The following is a 16,306-nucleotide window of genomic DNA, read 5'->3' as shown; positions in this document are numbered from 1 at the left end:
GCTTATCCTTTCACGGCGCCCGACATCAGCCCGCGAACGAAGTAGCGGCCGGACACGATGTAGACGATGAGCGTTGGCAGGGCGGCAAGGATCGCGCCCGCGAAGTGAACGTTGTATTCCTTGACGCCTGTCGAGGACGAAACGAGGTTGTTGAGCGCAACCGTCATCGGCGTCGAATAGGGGCCGGAGAAAGACGCACCGAACAGGAAGTCGTTCCAGATGTTGGTGAACTGCCAGATGACCGAAACGACGATGATTGGGCCGGACGACGGCAGGAGGATGCGCCAGAAGATCTGGAAGAAGCTGGCGCCATCGATCTGCGCCGCGCGCACCAGTTCCGTCGGAAACGCCTCGTAGTAGTTGCGGAAGTAAAGCGTCGTGAAGCCGAGGCCGTAGATCACATGGACGAAGATCAGGCCCCAGATCGAACCGGCGAGCCCGAGGATGCCAAGGATGCGCGCCATCGGGATCAGCACGATCTGGAACGGGATGAAGCAGGACAAGAGCAGCATGCCGAAGAAGATGTTGGCACCAGGAAAGCGCCACTTCGTCAGGACGTAGCCATTGAGCGCGCCGATGATCGTCGAGATCGCCACGGCCGGCACCACCATCAGGATCGAGTTGATGAAGAATGGCTTGAGGCCAGTCGGCTGAACGCCGATCTGCGCCGTCGACCAGGCCTGAAGCCAGGGCTCGATCGTCCAGGTTTGCGGCAGGTTGAGCATGCCGCCTTGGCGGATCTCATCGAGCGGCTTCACCGAGTTCACCAGCATCACGTAGAGCGGCAGCAGCGAATAGAGCGCGAAGAGGATCAGCGCGGTGTAGATCAGCGCGCGGGTGAGGCGGTTGTGCGAGATGATGTTGTCTGGGCTCGGAGCGCTCATCAGCGTTTTGCTCCCCGGATTTCGGAATAGAGATAGGGAACGATGATCGAGAAGATCATCACCAGCATGATGATCGCCGAGGACGCGCCGATGCCCATCTGGTTGCGGGTGAAGGTGTAGGAATACATGAAGGTCGCCGGCAGTTCGGTCGCCTGCCCCGGGCCGCCGCCGGTCAAGGCGATGATCAGGTCGTAGGCCTTGATCGCCAGGTGCGCGAGCACCACGAAGGCCGACAGGAACACCGGCCGCATCAAGGGAATGATGATCCGGCGATAGATCGTCGAGGTCTTGGCGCCGTCGATCTGTGCTGCCTTGATAATCTCGTTGTCGACGCCGCGAAGGCCGGCCAGGAACATCGCCATGATGAAGCCGGTCGACTGCCAGACAGCGGCAATCACGACGCAGTAGATCGCGTAGTTGCGGTCCTTGATCCAGTTGAAGGAGAAGCTCTCCCAGCCCCAGAGATGCATGGTGTTTTCAAGACCGATGCCAGGATCGAGGAACCACTTCCAAGCCGTTCCCGTCACGATGAACGAGAGCGCCATCGGATAGAGGTAGATCGGCCGCAGGAAACCTTCGGCCCGGATCTTCTGGTCGAGCAGGATCGCCAACCCAAGGCCGAGCACGGAGCAGATGGCGATATAGAGCGCGGCGAAGATCGCCAGGTTGCTCACCGCCCGCCACCAGTGCGGCAGTGCCCACAGCTTCGCGTAATTGCTGAACCCGACGAAATTGTAGGACGGCAGCATCTTGCTGTCCGTCATCGACAGGAAGCCGGTATAGGCAATGAAGCCATAGACAAAGATCAGGACGATAAGGAAGCTCGGGGCAAGGACCAGCTTCGGTATCAGGTCCTGCAGGCGGCTGCGGCTATCCATGAACGTTCACCACTTCTGGCGCGGCCGTCGGGAAATCCCTGATATCGGCATCCGCGCGAGGTTCTGGGTATCGAAGCGCCCTTCCCCGCGTCCTATTGGCCACGGCGGTACGACGACGCTTGCATGTCGGAATGGGTGTCCGGGGCGCTTTGAGCGCCCCGGAACGAGCCCGTTACTTCGCGGCCTCGACCGCTGTGACCAGTTCCTTGACGGCCTCTTCGGACGTCAGTTCGCCGTTGAACTCACGCGTCACGACGTCGTAGATCGCGTTCTTGACGGCAGCCGGGTTGGCATGGCCATGCGCCATGGAACCGAAAAGCTTGCCGTTGCTGTTGGCTTCGGCGAGGTCCTTGATGCCCTTCTTGCCGCAAGCGTCGAAGTCCGTGTCCGGAACGTCGGTGCGGGCCGGGACCGAACCCTTGACCACGTTGAAGGCCGACTGGAAGGTCGGGCTTTCGATGGCCGAAGCCATGGCGAGCTGCGCCGGAACCTTGTCGTCAGCAACCTTGAACATCGCGAACTGGTCGGAGTTGAAGGTGACCGAGCCTTGCGTGCCCGGGAAGCGCATGCAGACGAAATCGGTGCCAGGCACCTTCTTGGCCTTCAGGAACTCGCCCTTCGCCCAGTCGCCCATGAACTGCAGGCCGGCCTTGTTCTCGATGACCATGGCGGAAGCGAGGTTCCAGTCGCGACCGGAGAAGTTGTCGTCGACATAGGAGCGCAGCTTCGTCATGCGATCGAAGGCTTCCTTCATCTTGTCGCCGCCGAGCGCTGCCGGGTCGAGATCGATGAAGGCCTGCTTGTAGAAGTCGGTGCCGAGCGAAAGCACGACGGCGTCGAAGATCGTCGCATCCTGCCAGGGCTGGCCGCCATGGGCGATCGGGGTGATGCCTTGAGCCTTGAAGTTGTCGAGCAGCGCGATCAGTTCGTCCCAATTGGCCGGTTCCTTGCCGCCAGCCTTGTCCAGTGCGGCCTTGTTGATCCAGACCCAGTTGGTCGAATGCACGTTGACCGGAGCTGCGATCCAGTGGCCGTCATACTTCGAGAACTGCTGCAGGGCGGTCGGCACAACCTTGTCCCAACCTTCCTTGGCAGCGGTTTCATCGAGGTTGCCGAGTGCGCCTTCCTTGGCCCAGTCGAGAATGTCGAAGCCGAGCATCTGCACGGCGGTCGGAGCGTTGCCCGCGGTGACGCGAGCGCGCAGAACGGTCATGGCTTCCGTACCGCCACCGCCGGCAACCGGCATGTCGGTCCAAGTGATGCCCTTGCTTTCCAGATCCTTCTTCAGAACGTCGAGCGCGGCAGCTTCGCCACCGGATGTCCACCAGTGCAGAACTTCCACATTCTCGGCTGCGCGCGCGGCGGTGGCCGCCATCATCAGCGCCACAACGGCCGTCGTCGTCATCAACTTGCGCATCGTTATCCTCCCGTTTGCAAGTTTTCGAAGTGGAACCTCCTTCCACCCCGGAATTCGCGCCGCTCTAGCCAGCGGCTGGCCATTTAAAACGTTATAAATTCAGCAAGTCAAGCATTGCACCATTTTGTATTTTAGCACCTTCAGAACCGATTGAATTTGCTGAATTATATAGCACACATTGGCTTTTGCAGTGCAGCAAACCATGCCGCGATGCGAGATTTAAAACGTTTTCATGATTCGATTGCCTAAGCGTTCGCACCACGTTACAAAACCCGCTCTCGCCCGCTCTCAGGATGACTTGCATTGGCCGATCCCTCCAAGCCCGCCCATCGCGAAGACGGTGGCTCCACCGCCAAGCGCGGCAAGCCGACCCTTCGCACGATCGCGGAAATCACCGGCCTTGCGGTCACCACCGTATCCCGCGCGCTTTCCGATGCGCCGCAGATTTCGCTCGATACCCGCAAGCGGGTGCGCGAGGTCGCCGATGAGATCGGCTACTCGCCCGACCGCGCCGCCCAGCGCCTGAAGACCGGCCGCACCAATGTCATCGGCGTGCTGCTCGACCCGCATGAGGAAATCCTGGGCTACGGCACGTCGATCATGAGCGGCATCGCCAAGGCGCTGCAGGGCACGGCGTTTCACCTGATCGTCATGCCGAACTTCCTGAATTCGACCAATGTCGAGGCGGTCAACTACATCACCCGCAACGGCATGGCCGACGGCCTGATCTTCTCGCGCACGGAACCGCTCGATCCCCGCGTCCGGCTGCTGTCGGATCTCGGCTTTCCCTTCGTCACCCATGGGCGCACTGAGCTTTCCACCCCGCATCCCTATGTCGACTACGACAACTTCACCTTTTCCTACCAGGCGACGAAACGCCTGATCGCCAAGGGCAGGCGCAAGCCGGCTCTCATCAGCGGTCCCGCCGGTTTCACCTTCGCCGGTCATCTGCAGCATGGCTTCATGACCGCCGTGCGCGAGGCCGGCTGCGCCTATGAGATCCTCACCGGCATCGACCTTGATAGCCCCGCCGGCGCGATCCGCGACCGTATCCGGCAGCGCTACGCCGAGCCCGGTCCGCCGGACAGTTTCATGTGCGGCGGGGAGGTCTGCGCGCTCGCAACCATCACCGGCATGAGCGATTGCGGGCTGACGCTTGGCCGCGAATACGACATCGTGGCCAAGCAGACCTCGCATCTGCTGAGCGCCATCCAGCCGCAGGTCGAGACGATCTACGAAGACCTGACGGCAACCGGCGAGGATATGGGCCGGGTGCTCCTGCAGAAGATCGGCGGCGAAAGCGACGTCAGCAAGCTGCAACTGTTGCTCTGTCCGCAGATCCCCGCGAGTTTCAGCACGGCGGGCTGAGCGGGCGGAAAAGATGCGCAAGGCCGCGTCGCGTGACGCTGCCTCCTGCCGCCTCTGATCTCCGCCCTCGATCCGCATGTCTTCTCCTCCCTCGCCCTAGCCTTAACGCGGCATCCACCAGCCGGTGCGCGGCCCCATATGCATGTTGAGCGTCTTGGTCTCAGTGTAATCCTCGACCGAATGTCGGCCGAGCTCGCGGCCGAGGCCGGACTGGCGGTAGCCGCCGAAGGGCAGCTCCGACGCACCATCCATGAAGGTGTTCATCCAGATGGTGCCGGCGCGCACGCGGCGGCCGATCGTCAGGCAGGTGTCGAAGTCGCGGCTCCAGACGCCGGCCGAAAGACCGTAGTCGATCGCATTGGCTATGCTGATCGCTTCCTCGGTCGACTCGAAGGTCAATACCGAGAGAACCGGGCCGAACACCTCTTCGCGCGCCACCGCCATGTCGGGGCGCACGGCCGAGAGGATCGTCGGCGCCATGAACTGGCCCATGCCGAGATCGAGCGCCGTGCCGCCATGCGCGACCGCCGCCCCCTCCTTCGACGCAGCAGAAACATAGCCGGCAATTTTTTCCAGATGCTGCGGCGTGATGATCGCGCCGACCTGGGTTTCCGGATCGAGCGGATCGCCGACCTTGACCTTGGCCGAAAGCTCAGCGATCCGCCGCGTCACCTCGTCGGCGATATCGCGATGCAGGATCAGGCGCGAACCGGCATTGCAGCATTCACCGGCGTTGAAATAGGCGCCGAAGACGGCGGCATCGATGAATTCGTCGAGATTGGCGTCCGGGAACACGATCTGCGGGTTCTTGCCGCCGAGTTCCAACGACACCTTCTTCAGCGTCTGTGCGGCATTGGCCATGGTCAGGCGACCAACACCGGTCGAACCGGTGAAAGAGACCATGTCGACATCCGGATGCGTCGTCATCGGCGCACCGACCTCCGGCCCCGTGCCGGTGATGATGTTGACGACTCCAGCGGGAACGCCGGCCGCTTCGAGGATTTCGCCGAGCAGCAGGGTCGAGGCCGAGGTCAGTTCCGACGGTTTGACGACCGTGGTGCAGCCCGCAGCCAAGGCAAACGGCAGCTTCTGGCTGACGATCAGGAAGGGGAAGTTCCAGGGGGTGATGATCGACACGACGCCGATCGCCTCGCGCAGCACGACACCGAGTGTGCCATCCCCGAGCGTGTTGTAGCTCTCGCCATGCAGATCGCGGGCAAGGGCCGCGGCATAGCGCCAGATATCGGCGGCACCGCCAAGTTCGCCCTTAGCCTGGCTGATCGGCTTGCCGGATTCGATCGCGTCGAGATAGGCCAACTCATCGGCCCGTTCCGCGATGATGTCGGCGGCACGAAGCAGCACAAGCGAACGCTGCGACGCGGTCATGCGCGGCCAGCTGCCCTCGTCGAAGGCGCGACGTGCGGCGGCGATCGCCTTTTCGGCGTCTGCCTTCGTGCCCGCCTGGTAGCGGCTGACGACGACGCCATGGCCCGGCGACACGCGCTCGATGATGCGCCCCTCGGCGCTGTCCACCCATTTGCCGTCGATCAGCATCTGGAAGGCGCGGACCTTGTGGTCGCCAAGCGCCTTGGGTTTCACGAGCACGGTCATTACCATTCTCCCTTGAATTGGGCTTCACGCTTTTCGGAAAAGGCGGCAACGCCTTCCTTGAGGTCACCGGTCTTGGCGACGAGGATCGAACCGAGAGCCTCGACCGCCGAGCCATTGTCTTCGCCATTCGCCGAAGCGATCATCAGTTTCGAGATTTCGAGTGCCGCCGGGCCGCGCTTCGCAACACGCGCCGCGTAGTCGCGGGCGGCAGCAAGGACCGTGCCGGTCTCGACGACGGCATCGACCAAACCTTCCTTGAGCGCAGTCTCGGCAGTGAACATCTCGCCACCCAGCACCATGCGCCGCACGATCTGGGCACCGAAGCGCGAGACCAGGCGCTGCGTGCCCGACCAACCGGGAACCATGCCGAGGCTCGTTTCCGGCAGACCGATCTTGATCTGCGCCTCGGCCAGGCGGATGTCGGCCGCGGCCGCAAGCTCCAGCCCGCCTCCGAGCGCGTGGCCGTTGAGCGCGGCGATCACAGGCATGCGCAACGTCGCCAGCCGCTCGAACACACGATGGCCGAAGCGCACCCAGTCATGACCGAATGCGGGCGCATCCATGCCGCCCCAGGCCTTGATGTCGCCGCCGGCGGAAAACGCCTTGCCCTCACCGGTGAGGATGACAACGCGGATGTTGCGGTCGGCCTCTACCGTATCGCAGGCGGCGGCCAGGGCCTTCAGCATGTCGATGTCGAAGGCGTTGAGCTTTTCCGGGCGGGCGACCGTCATGGTCGCGATCGCGCCTTCTATCTCAATTCGGATGCGCCCCTCAGCCATGGTGGCCTCCGTCGAGCCGACGCTGCGCCTTTTTCGGCAGCTCAAGCCCGATCAGTGCGTCCTGGAAGAGGGCAGCATCCATCGTTTTCAGCTGATTGGACACGATCAGCGGAAACTCCGACTGATCAAGAATATGGATCTGCAGATCGACGCCCGGCGCGATCTCCGTCAGCATGACGCCCTCAGGCGTCAGCTTCATCACGCAGCGCTCGGTCACATAGGTGATGTCCTGGCCTTGCTCGATGCCGCGACGGCCGGAGAAGGTGACGTGTTCGACCTCGTTGACCAGCTTCTTCAGCTTGCCTTCCTTCTCGATCACCAGCTTGCCATCGCCGATCGAAAGCTTGGCGCCGGCATTGAACATGCCGGAAAAGACGATCTTCTTCGCCCGCGCCGTGATGTCGACGAAGCCGCCGGCGCCGGCCGTCACATGCGGACGGAACGAGAGCTTTGAGACATTGACCGAGCCGTGACGGTCGATCTCGAGGAACGAAAGCAGCGACGCGTCGAAGCCGGCACCCTGGAAATAGGTGAACTGGTAGGGCGAAGGCATGAAGGCATCAGCGTTCGAGGCGCAGCCGAAAGCGAAATCGAGAAGCGGCACGCCGCCGACGGCGCCCTGCTCGATCACCCAGGTGACCGCGCCATGCAGGCCTTCTTCGAGCAGGATGCGCGGCACGTTGGCCGAGATGCCGAAGCCGAGATTGACGGCGCTGCCGGCTTCCAGTTCCTGCGCCACACGGCGGGCAATGACCTTCTGGATGTTGAATTCCGGCACGCGGAAGCTCTCGAGCGGTCGGAAGATTTCGCCTGAGATCGCCGGATCGTAGAGCGTCTGGGTCGTCTGCTTCTGGTCGGGATCGACGACGACATAATCCACGAGGACGCCCGGCACGCGCACGTCGTGCGGCTTCAACGAGCCTTCCTTGGTGATGCGCTTGACCTGGGCAATGACGATGCCGCCGTTGTTGCGGGCGGCGAGCGCCTGGTCGAGGCCGCCGAGATAGGCGCCCTCGTGTTCATAGGTGAGGTTGCCGCGCTCGTCCGCGGTCGTGGCGCGGATAATGGCCACCTCAGGCGCGATCGCCTTGAAATAGAGCCAGTCCTCGCCCTCGAACGAGACCTTCTTGACCACCGGTTCGGCCGCCGCCGAAGCGTTCATCGCGCAGCCCTCGCGCGATGGGTCGACAAACGTGTCGAGGCCGACTTTGGTCATCACGCCCGGCCGCTTGGCCGCAGCTTCGCGATGCATGTCGAACAGGATGCCGGACGGGACGTTGTAGGCGGCCACTTCGTTGGCGCCGATCATCTGCCAGATCAGCGGCGGCTCGGCGCTGGACGGACCGGAGGGATAGGAGCCGCCGATGATCTTCTTCAGCAGGCCCTTCTTCGCGATGTAGTCGACACCTTTGATGCCGCTCATGTCGCCGGCGGCGATCGGGTGCAGTGTCGTGAGATCGCGCGGATGACCGGTCGCCTCGAAGCGCTCACCGATCGCCTTCAGCATCAGGTCGGGGCAGCCGAGTCCACTGGACGACGAGACGGAAACCACCGCGCCATCCGGGATCAGGGCGGCCGCTTCGGCCGGCGAGATATGCTTGTTCATCGACATGAGTTCAAAGTCCCGTTTCGATCGCCACCGCCTGGCCGGTCGCAGCCGCCTTGACCACGGCAAGACCCGTCGCCAGCGACCACACGCCGTCTTCACCCGTGGCCGAAGGACGGCCTTCGCCCTTGACTGCGGCGTGGAAGGCGGAAAGTGCGGTTTCGTAGAGGTTGCGATGGTCGAGCGACAGCTCGGTCTCACCATCGGCATTGCGCAGCGTCACGGTTCCGACCGGTCGCTGGGTCATGACCTTGCGGCCGATCAGCGAGCCCTCGGTTCCATGCACCTCGAGGCCGGTATCGGCGAACCTGGTGGTAAAGGCGTCATGGAACTGGGCGATGACGCCGGAGCGGAAGTGCAGCACGCCCATGACGCCGTCTTCCAGGCCTTCCTTGCCCATGCCGGCGCTGTGGCTGATGGCGACCGCTTCGATCGGGTCGTCGTCGAGCACGTAGCGCAGCGTATCGACATCATGCACGGTGATGTCGAGAATGACGCCGCCGCCGGCTTCCGGCCTGTCGAGCCGCCAGCCCTGGAGGTGCGGTGGCAGATAGACGGCATGGAAGACGCGTGCCGCAATCGGCCTGCCGATTCGGCCCGCGGCGATCGCTTCACGCATGGCGCGATGGGGGGCGGCATTGCGCAGATGGTGGTTGGTGGCGAGCACGACGCCCGCCTCACACGCCTTCAGCACCATCTCGCAGCCATCATTGAGATTCATCGCCAGCGGCTTTTCGCAAAGCACGTGTTTGCCGGCAGCGATCGCCGCCAGCGTCTGTTCGCGATGCAATTCGTTGGTGGTCGAGACATAGACCGCATCGACGTCGGGATCACCGACCAGTTCAGCAACTGACGTCACCGACTTCGGAATGCCGTTTTCCTCGGCATAGGCAGCGCCGCGCTCGGCATTGGTGCTCATGACCGAGACGACCTCGCCACCGGCGGCGCGGATCGCGCCAATCACCCATTCGCGCGCAATCGTGCTTGCGCCGATCAGACCCCACCGCGTCATGCCAAAACCTCCCTTTTTCTCTCCACCGCAGCGCCGCAGCTCTGGCGAACGACGAGGCGCACCGAACTGACGATCGCTTCGGGTTCCGCCTTGCCGGCCTTGATCTGCTTCAGCAGCAGTTCGGCGGCCCGCTGACCCATGCCCTGCGGATCGACGGAAACCGTCGTCAGTGCCGGCACGGCGGTCTTTGCCTCGATCACGTCGTCGAAGCCGATGACGGCGAAATCGGCGCCCGGCTCCAGCCGCCGCGCCCGAAGGCCGTCGCAGACGCCGAAGGCGACCGCATCGTTGAAGCAGAGCGCCGCCGTCGGGCGGTCGGCGAGCATCATTGCCTGTTCCACCGCCGTTACCCCGCCGGCGCGCGATGGCGCCGAACCGATGATCAACGCATCGGAGCCTGCAATACCGGCCTCGATGAGAGCATCGCGGTAGCCGCGCATGCGCGCCTCGAAGACGGCAGTATCGGGAAAGCCGCCGAGAAAGGCGATGCGCTGGTGGCCACGCTCGATCAGGTGACGCACGGCCGCCATGGCACCGGCGTGATTGTCGGATATCAATGAAGAAACGTCGGCGCCGGCAATGTCGCGCACGACAAGCACGACGGGAATGCCGCTATCGACCAGAGGCGCGAGATCGGCAACTTCCGTGCCGCGCGCCGGAGAGACGATCAGGCCGGAGACGCCGTGCTCACGCATCGACGCCACCACTTCGCGCTGACGCTCGATCTTTTCACCGGTGTTGGCAAGGAACTGCACGAAGCCAGCCGACTGCACGACGGCATCGACACCGACGGCCAGCTCCGCAAAGAAGCTGTTGGTGAGATCGTTGACGACGATGCCGATGATCTTGGACTTCGCCTGGCGAAGATTGGCAGCTCCACGGTTGTAGACGTAGCCGAGATCGCGGATCGCGGCATTCACCTTGGCGCGCGTCGCCTCGTTGACGAGCGAGCTGCCCTGCAGAACGAGCGACACGGTCGACTTGGACACGCCGGCGGCGTGCGCAATATCGATGACCGTCACCCTTTCCTTGACCACAGCATCCTCCCGAATTCTCGTACCTGCTTTTCTCTTTCATAATTGGAACGTTCCAATTTCGTCAAGAGATGATTGATCACTTTTTTCTGGACCAACGACTCTTCTAGCGATCAATCGGCATTAAATGCCAGTGATACTGGCGCCTTCCTGATGACATAAATCCATACAAAACAACGATGTAATCACACGTGAGCCGCTACCGATAACACTGTTGGCGAATTCCCAAAAACAATGCCACTTGCCATTTGGAACGATCCAAAGTATTTCAACACAAACTTCCGCGGAGGAGACCTACCCCGATGACAAGCCTGACGCTGCCGCACCAAGACGGCTCGCTCGAACACTACCGCCTGACGGGAACCCCGATCGAACGGCCGCAGACGCCGCCGACCTTCAACCGCATCGCCTATGCGGCCGCCCATGTGGTCTCGGATCCTCTCCGGGATCTCGATCCCTGGGGCAATCCGGCGATCGACTGGGGGGCGACGATGGCGTTTCGCCACCATCTCTGGAGCCTTGGCTTCAAGATCGCCGAGGCGATGGACACCGCCCAACGCGGTATGGGCCTTGCCTGGCCGGGCGCGCAGGAACTGATCCGCCGCTCGCTTGCGGACGCGCGGCAGGTTCCGGGCGCCGATCTTGCCTGCGGTGCCGGCACCGACCACCTGGCGCCGACCGATGCGCGATCGCTGGACGACGTGATTGCCGCCTACGAAGAGCAGGTCGGCTTCGTCGAAGGCGAGGGGGGCAGGGCGATCATGATGGCAAGCCGCGCACTCGCCCGCGTTGCCCGCTCCGCCGACGACTATCGCCATGTCTATGGGCGCATCCTCGGCCAGACCCGACACAAGGTCGTGCTGCACTGGCTCGGCGACATGTTCGACCCGCAACTTCGGGGTTACTGGGGCTCTGAGGACTTCGACCAGGCGCTCGATACCGTGCTCTCGATCATCGAAGCCAACCGCGACAAGGTCGAAGGCATCAAGATCTCGCTGCTCGACAACGCCAGGGAAGTGGCGCTACGCAACCGCCTGCCGGACGGCGTGCTCTGCTTTACCGGCGACGATTTCAACTATGCGGAACTGATCGAAGGCGACGGCACGAAGTTTAGCCACGCCCTGCTCGGCATTTTCGATGCGGTGGCACCCTCCGCCTCCAAGGCGCTCGCAGCACTCGCCAAGAGTGACCTCGCCACCTTCCGCGGCGTGATCGAGCCGACCGTGCCGTTGTCACGCAAGATCTTCGAGGCGCCTACGCAATACTACAAGGCCGGGGTCGTTTTCCTTGCCTGGCTGAACGGGCACCAGCGCCACTTCACCATGCCCGCCGGCATGCAGTCCGCCCGCGGGGCGCTGCACTATGCCGACATCTTCCGTCTCGCCGACCGCGCCAATGTGCTCGACCGGCCGGAACTGGCGGCGCAACGGATGCAAAGCCTGCTATCGACATTTGGCGTCGAGCAGAGCGCTTGAGCAGAATGCTAAAACGGCGCCCGAGGGCGCCGTTCCAATATCCAGCCAACCGGGCAGGTTTCAGGACACCTCAGGCCGCCAGGCCCTTCTTTGCCAGCATCGCATCCGGGCTCGGCAGCTTGCCGCGGAACGCCTTGTAAGCATCCTCCGGATCGATCGAGCCGCCGACCGAATAGATATTGTCCTTGAGGCGGGCGGCCATCGCCGGATCGAAGGCATTGCCGGTTTCCTCGAAGGCCGCGAAGGCGTCGGCGTCGAGCACTTCCGACCACATGTAGGAATAGTAGCCTGCCGAATAGCCGTCGCCCGAGAAGACGTGCAGGAAATGTGGGCTGCGGTGGCGCATGACGATGGATTTCGGCATGCCGATCTCATCGAGCTTCTTTGCTTCGAGCGCCATCGGCTCCGCCGTCTCCTCGGCCGTGTGGTAGGCCATGTCGACCAGAGCAGAAGAAGTGAACTCGACGGTGGCGAAGCCGGAGTTAAACGTCCGGGCGGCGAGCACCTTGTCAAGCAGCGCCTGCGGCATCGGCTCGCCGGTCTGGTAATGCACTGCGTAGCGCTTGAGGATCTCCGGCACCGTCAGCCAATGTTCGTAGAGCTGCGACGGCAGCTCGACGAAATCGCGCGACACACCGGTACCCGAAACGGACGGATAGGTGACGTTGGATAGCATGCCATGCAAGGCATGGCCAAACTCGTGGAAGAGCGTGCGGGCATCGTCGAGCGACAGCAGTGCCGGCTTGCCCTCGGCGGGTTTGGCAAAATTGCAGACGTTATAAATGATCGGCAGTTCGCCTTCGGCGCCGTTCTTCAGTTTCAGCTTGTGCTGCGACTGGAACGAGCTCATCCAGGCGCCGGAACGCTTCGACGACCGGGCGAAATAATCGCCGAGGAAGAGGGCCACCAGCTTGCCGGACGCGTCCTTGATCTCGAAGACCCGCACGTCAGGATGATAGGCGGCGATGCCTTTCTTCTCCGTCGCGGTGATGCCGAACAGGCGCTTGGCAACGTCGAAGCAAGCTTCGATGATCTTTTCGAGCTGCAGGTAAGGCTTGAGTTCGCCTTCGGAGAAATTGAACTTCTCGGCCCGGAGCTTTTCGGCATAATGGCGCCAGTCCCAAGGCATGACGTCGTGATTGCGACCCTCGCCGGCAACGAGCCGGGCAAGCTCCGCCTCTTCCTCGTGGGCGCGGGCAACGGCCTTTTCCCAGACCTGCATCAGGAGACCGTTCACTGCGGCCGGCGTCTTCGCCATGGTGTCGTCGAGCTTCAGCGACGCGAAGTTTTCATAGCCGAGCAGCTTCGCCTTTTCCGCGCGCAGCGCCAGCATCTCGGCGATCAGCCCGCGATTGTCGGTGTCGCCGCCGTTTTCGCCTCGCGCGACCCAGGCGCGGAAGGCCTGTTCACGGAGCTCGCGATTTTCCGAGAAGGTCAGGAACGGTTCGATGATCGAGCGCGACAGGGTAACCGCGTATTTTCCCTTCTGGCCACGGTCCTCGACCACTGCCGCCATGGCGTCGCGAAGGAAGTCCGGCACACCGGCGAGCTGTTCCTCGCTTTCGAGGAACAGAACCCAGTTCTTCTCGTCGGCAAGCACGTTCTGCCCGAACTTCGCGCCGATGCCGGCGAGCTTTTCGTTGATCGCGGCCAGCCGCTCCTGCTCGGGCTTAGCGAGCTTGGCGCCGGATTTGACGAAACCCTTCCAGTGCCGCTCGAGCACACGGGTCGCTTCAAGATCGAGTCCCAGGGACTGGCGGCCTTCCCACAGCGTGTCGATGCGCTTGAACAGCGCGGCATTCATGCCGATCTTGGAATAGTGCCGCGACATCTTCGGGGCGATATCGCGCTCCAGCGCCTGAACCGTTTCGTTCGTGTCGGCCCCGGCCTTATTCCAGAAGATGGAGGACACGCGCGAAAGTGCATCGCCGGCGATTTCGAGAGCAACGATAGTATTTCCGAAGGTCGGAGCGGCGGAATTATCGGCAATCGCGTCAATCTCCGCTTCGTGCTCCCGGAAGGCCGCTTCGAACGCCGGCGCGAAATCCTCGTCCTTTACCAGATCGAAACGCGGCAGGCCCTCGTGGCCTGTCCATGACGTGAGCGCGGGATTGAGCGGGGTGCTGGTGGTCATCAGAAATCCTTTCGCATGCGGTCCGGCTTAGGTCCGGGGAGGGGGCCGGCTACCTCCGACATGAGGAAGCGGCGAACATGAAGGTGGTTGCCGGCAGGGATACCGTCAAGGTTTGCGCAGCCCGAGAAGTCCCGGCGCGGCGTGCCAGACGGCTTGAGCGGCGAAGCCCATGAACAGGAGACCGGAGAGCCTGACGATTGCCAATTCGTGGTGTCGGTAGAAACGCCGCACCACAGAGGTGCCGATGATGACGATCAGGATCAGGTCGGCAACGAGAAAGCCGATGAGCGAGACGCCAAGCAGCGCCGGAAGCGCGTTGAACTCAAGCGCGTTCGCCGAGCTGGCAAGCAGCGCCGTGAAGGTTGCAAGCGCCACCGGATATCCCTTGGGATTGGTGAGCCCAAAGATCAGGCCGCGCCGCAGCGGACGCTCGACGGTCAGAAGTGCCCGGTTCTCGCCCGCCGGCCTCGCACGAAGTGCCGTCCAGCCGATCCAGCCGAGATAGGCACCGCAGAACAGCCCGAGAATATCGAAGATCGTGGTGCCGACCGAGCGCGCGCCAACGATGGCAACCAGCGCCAGGGTCGACCAGAGAACGTCACCCGCCAGGTGCCCGCCCATGAACAAGGCGCCTGCCTTGCGCCCCTGGCCGGCGCCGATGCCGAGCAACGCCAGAAACGCCGGTCCGGGAATGAGGACATAGGAAAGGGCGGCGAGAAAGGCTCCGATCAGCAGCGTCTCGGACATGGCGGGTTCCCGGTTGTGTTGCCCGCATTCGATCCGGAGGCACCGATTCAGTCAAGAGGAAAGCTAAGCCAGCTATATGACGACGCAGGTGACCGCTTGCCAGCAAAGGTTAAATTCTTGGCCGTGGCGCGGATATGTGTGGCGACTGCATGGACGAACTTGCGCATGTTTTTCTCCTCGGAGAATCGATGGCCGGGCAAGATGCGCGGCCTCGAAAAGAGCATCCCACTTCCTCGGTAGAGCAGCTGTCCGCCGGGAACGTGCCGCTCGCAGCCGCGCACAAATCTTTCGTCGCGGCGATTTCCCTCGACACGAAGTTGCGCTAGAACGCGGCCGAGTTTTCCCCCGCGAGAAGGACTATCCATGACTGTGCGCAACCTCTTCCTTCTGCCCGGCGACGGCATCGGCCCGGAAGCCATGGCGGAAGTCCGCAAAATCATCGCCTACATGAATGCCGAGCTTTCAGCCGGCTTCGTGACCGACGAGGGCCTGGTCGGCGGTTCGGCCTATGACGCCCATGGCCAGGCGATCTCGGAAGCGGACATGAAGAAGGCGCTGGCCGCCGATGCGGTGCTGTTTGGCGCCGTCGGTGGCCCGAAGTGGGATGCGGTGCCCTACGAGGTGCGTCCGGAAGCCGGCCTGCTGCGCCTGCGCAAGGATCTCGAACTGTTCGCCAACCTGCGCCCGGCGATCTGCTACCCGGCGCTGGCTGCCGCCTCGTCGCTGAAACCGGAACTCGTCGAAGGCCTCGACATCCTGATCGTGCGCGAACTGACCGGTGGCGTCTATTTCGGTGAACCGAAGGAAATCATCGATCTCGGCAACGGCCAGAAGCGTGGCATCGACACCCAGGTCTACGACACCTACGAGATCGAACGCATCGCCGGCGTCGCCTTCGAACTGGCGCGCACGCGGCAGAACCGCGTCTGCTCGATGGAAAAGCGCAACGTCATGAAGTCGGGCGTCTTGTGGAACCAGGTGGTGACCGAGACCCACAAGGCGAAATATTCTGACGTGCAGCTCGAGCACATGCTGGCCGATGCCGGCGGCATGCAGCTGGTGCGCCAGCCCAAGCAGTTCGACGTCATCGTCACCGACAACCTGTTCGGCGACATGCTGTCGGACGTCGCCGCCATGCTGACCGGCTCGCTCGGCATGCTGCCGTCGGCCTCGCTCGGTGCCCCGGATGCGGTGACCGGCAAGCGCAAGGCGCTCTACGAGCCGGTGCATGGCTCGGCCCCCGACATTGCCGGCAAGGGCATTGCCAACCCGATCGCGATGATCGCCTCCTTTGCCATGTGCCTGCGTTATTCCTTCAACCTGGTGACGGAAGCCGACAATCTGGAAAAGGCGATCGCCGC

General features: G+C 62.9%; 14 protein-coding genes. 4 read left to right on the top strand and 10 right to left on the bottom strand.

All coding sequences use genetic code 11. The features are described 5' to 3' along the window. Positions 1-2: 2 nt before the first annotated feature. From ACTJKM_RS31245 to ACTJKM_RS31235, 3 genes are all read right to left on the bottom strand, one after another. A complete protein-coding gene (locus tag ACTJKM_RS31245) occupies positions 3-884 on the bottom strand; it encodes a carbohydrate ABC transporter permease (protein ID WP_058321647.1) in 882 nt (293 codons plus the stop codon). Next, the gene (locus ACTJKM_RS31240) at positions 884-1,762 is read right to left on the bottom strand and encodes a carbohydrate ABC transporter permease (protein WP_057254851.1); all 879 of its coding nucleotides are present in this window, start codon (positions 1,760-1,762) and stop codon (positions 884-886) included. The genes ACTJKM_RS31245 and ACTJKM_RS31240 overlap by 1 nt, the downstream gene beginning before the upstream one ends. Before the next feature lie 172 nt (positions 1,763-1,934). Continuing rightward, complete coding sequence (locus ACTJKM_RS31235; protein ID WP_373419844.1) at positions 1,935-3,167, bottom strand: ABC transporter substrate-binding protein; 1,233 nt, start codon at positions 3,165-3,167, stop codon at positions 1,935-1,937. Between the two features lie 315 nt (positions 3,168-3,482). Between ACTJKM_RS31235 and ACTJKM_RS31230 the strand changes: the two genes are divergently transcribed. Then, positions 3,483-4,547: a LacI family transcriptional regulator gene (locus ACTJKM_RS31230; protein ID WP_058328036.1), complete on the top strand. Its 1,065-nt coding sequence runs from the start codon at positions 3,483-3,485 to the stop codon at positions 4,545-4,547. A 102-nt stretch (positions 4,548-4,649) separates the two neighbouring features. On the opposite strand, the gene ACTJKM_RS31225 is transcribed toward ACTJKM_RS31230, so the two are convergent. Genes ACTJKM_RS31225 through ACTJKM_RS31205 form a run of 5 tightly spaced genes read right to left on the bottom strand, consistent with a single transcriptional unit; the run spans position 4,650 to position 10,592 of the window. Continuing rightward, positions 4,650-6,158, bottom strand: coding sequence for an aldehyde dehydrogenase family protein (locus ACTJKM_RS31225; RefSeq protein WP_058328037.1), 1,509 nt, complete (start codon positions 6,156-6,158; stop codon positions 4,650-4,652). After that, positions 6,158-6,937, bottom strand: a complete 780-nt coding sequence (locus tag ACTJKM_RS31220; protein WP_057254847.1) for an enoyl-CoA hydratase/isomerase family protein — start codon at positions 6,935-6,937, stop codon at positions 6,158-6,160. Before ACTJKM_RS31220 ends, ACTJKM_RS31225 begins: the two co-directional genes overlap by 1 nt. After that, positions 6,930-8,549 carry an acyl CoA:acetate/3-ketoacid CoA transferase gene (locus ACTJKM_RS31215; RefSeq protein WP_082663591.1) on the bottom strand — a complete coding sequence of 540 codons (1,620 nt, stop codon included), beginning with the start codon at positions 8,547-8,549 and terminating at the stop codon, positions 6,930-6,932. Before ACTJKM_RS31215 ends, ACTJKM_RS31220 begins: the two co-directional genes overlap by 8 nt. Before the next feature lie 4 nt (positions 8,550-8,553). After that, a complete protein-coding gene (locus tag ACTJKM_RS31210) occupies positions 8,554-9,555 on the bottom strand; it encodes a Gfo/Idh/MocA family protein (RefSeq protein WP_058321644.1) in 1,002 nt (333 codons plus the stop codon). Beyond that, positions 9,552-10,592: a LacI family DNA-binding transcriptional regulator gene (locus ACTJKM_RS31205; RefSeq protein ID WP_058328038.1), complete on the bottom strand. Its 1,041-nt coding sequence runs from the start codon at positions 10,590-10,592 to the stop codon at positions 9,552-9,554. Before ACTJKM_RS31205 ends, ACTJKM_RS31210 begins: the two co-directional genes overlap by 4 nt. 299 nt (positions 10,593-10,891) lie before the next feature. Here ACTJKM_RS31205 and ACTJKM_RS31200 point away from each other — a divergent pair, with 299 nt between their 5' ends. Continuing rightward, positions 10,892-12,064, top strand: a complete 1,173-nt coding sequence (locus ACTJKM_RS31200; protein ID WP_057254844.1) for a dihydrodipicolinate synthase family protein — start codon at positions 10,892-10,894, stop codon at positions 12,062-12,064. A gap of 70 nt (positions 12,065-12,134) precedes the next feature. Here the strand turns inward: ACTJKM_RS31200 and ACTJKM_RS31195 are convergent, their stop codons facing one another. Both ACTJKM_RS31195 and ACTJKM_RS31190 read right to left on the bottom strand, forming a co-directional pair. Continuing rightward, the gene (locus tag ACTJKM_RS31195; RefSeq protein ID WP_058328039.1) at positions 12,135-14,198 is read right to left on the bottom strand and encodes a M3 family metallopeptidase; all 2,064 of its coding nucleotides are present in this window, start codon (positions 14,196-14,198) and stop codon (positions 12,135-12,137) included. Between the two features lie 105 nt (positions 14,199-14,303). Next, complete coding sequence (locus tag ACTJKM_RS31190; protein ID WP_058321641.1) at positions 14,304-14,945, bottom strand: LysE family translocator; 642 nt, start codon at positions 14,943-14,945, stop codon at positions 14,304-14,306. Positions 14,946-15,094: 149 nt separating this feature from the next. Here ACTJKM_RS31190 and ACTJKM_RS31185 point away from each other — a divergent pair, with 149 nt between their 5' ends. Together ACTJKM_RS31185 and leuB are read left to right on the top strand one after the other, a co-directional pair. Next, entirely contained in the window at positions 15,095-15,271 is a 177-nt protein-coding gene (locus tag ACTJKM_RS31185; RefSeq protein ID WP_156436901.1) for a hypothetical protein, read from the top strand. 37 nt (positions 15,272-15,308) lie between these two features. Further along, positions 15,309-16,306, top strand: a 998-nt coding sequence (gene leuB, locus ACTJKM_RS31180) for a 3-isopropylmalate dehydrogenase (RefSeq protein ID WP_440661588.1), incomplete at its 3' end; no start/stop codon positions are given.

Origin of the sequence: Ensifer sp. 22460 (assembly GCF_052044935.1) — a bacterium.
In the GTDB taxonomy this organism is placed as follows: domain Bacteria; phylum Pseudomonadota; class Alphaproteobacteria; order Rhizobiales; family Rhizobiaceae; genus Ensifer.
The sequence above is the reverse complement of the archived record's forward strand: the minus strand, read 5'-3'. Positions and strand labels throughout refer to the sequence as shown.

Coding starts and splice junctions, on each gene's coding strand:
- ACTJKM_RS31190 (WP_058321641.1), bottom strand. CDS start 14,945: ATGTCCGAGACGCTGCTGATCGGAGCCTTTCTCGCCGCCCTTTCCTAT.
- ACTJKM_RS31220 (WP_057254847.1), bottom strand. CDS start 6,937: ATGGCTGAGGGGCGCATCCGAATTGAGATAGAAGGCGCGATCGCGACC.
- ACTJKM_RS31210 (WP_058321644.1), bottom strand. CDS start 9,555: ATGACGCGGTGGGGTCTGATCGGCGCAAGCACGATTGCGCGCGAATGG.
- ACTJKM_RS31245 (WP_058321647.1), bottom strand. CDS start 884: ATGAGCGCTCCGAGCCCAGACAACATCATCTCGCACAACCGCCTCACC.
- ACTJKM_RS31195 (WP_058328039.1), bottom strand. CDS start 14,198: ATGACCACCAGCACCCCGCTCAATCCCGCGCTCACGTCATGGACAGGC.
- ACTJKM_RS31240 (WP_057254851.1), bottom strand. CDS start 1,762: ATGGATAGCCGCAGCCGCCTGCAGGACCTGATACCGAAGCTGGTCCTT.
- ACTJKM_RS31225 (WP_058328037.1), bottom strand. CDS start 6,158: ATGACCGTGCTCGTGAAACCCAAGGCGCTTGGCGACCACAAGGTCCGC.
- ACTJKM_RS31200 (WP_057254844.1), top strand. CDS start 10,892: ATGACAAGCCTGACGCTGCCGCACCAAGACGGCTCGCTCGAACACTAC.
- ACTJKM_RS31215 (WP_082663591.1), bottom strand. CDS start 8,549: ATGTCGATGAACAAGCATATCTCGCCGGCCGAAGCGGCCGCCCTGATC.
- ACTJKM_RS31185 (WP_156436901.1), top strand. CDS start 15,095: ATGGACGAACTTGCGCATGTTTTTCTCCTCGGAGAATCGATGGCCGGG.
- ACTJKM_RS31235 (WP_373419844.1), bottom strand. CDS start 3,167: ATGACGACGACGGCCGTTGTGGCGCTGATGATGGCGGCCACCGCCGCG.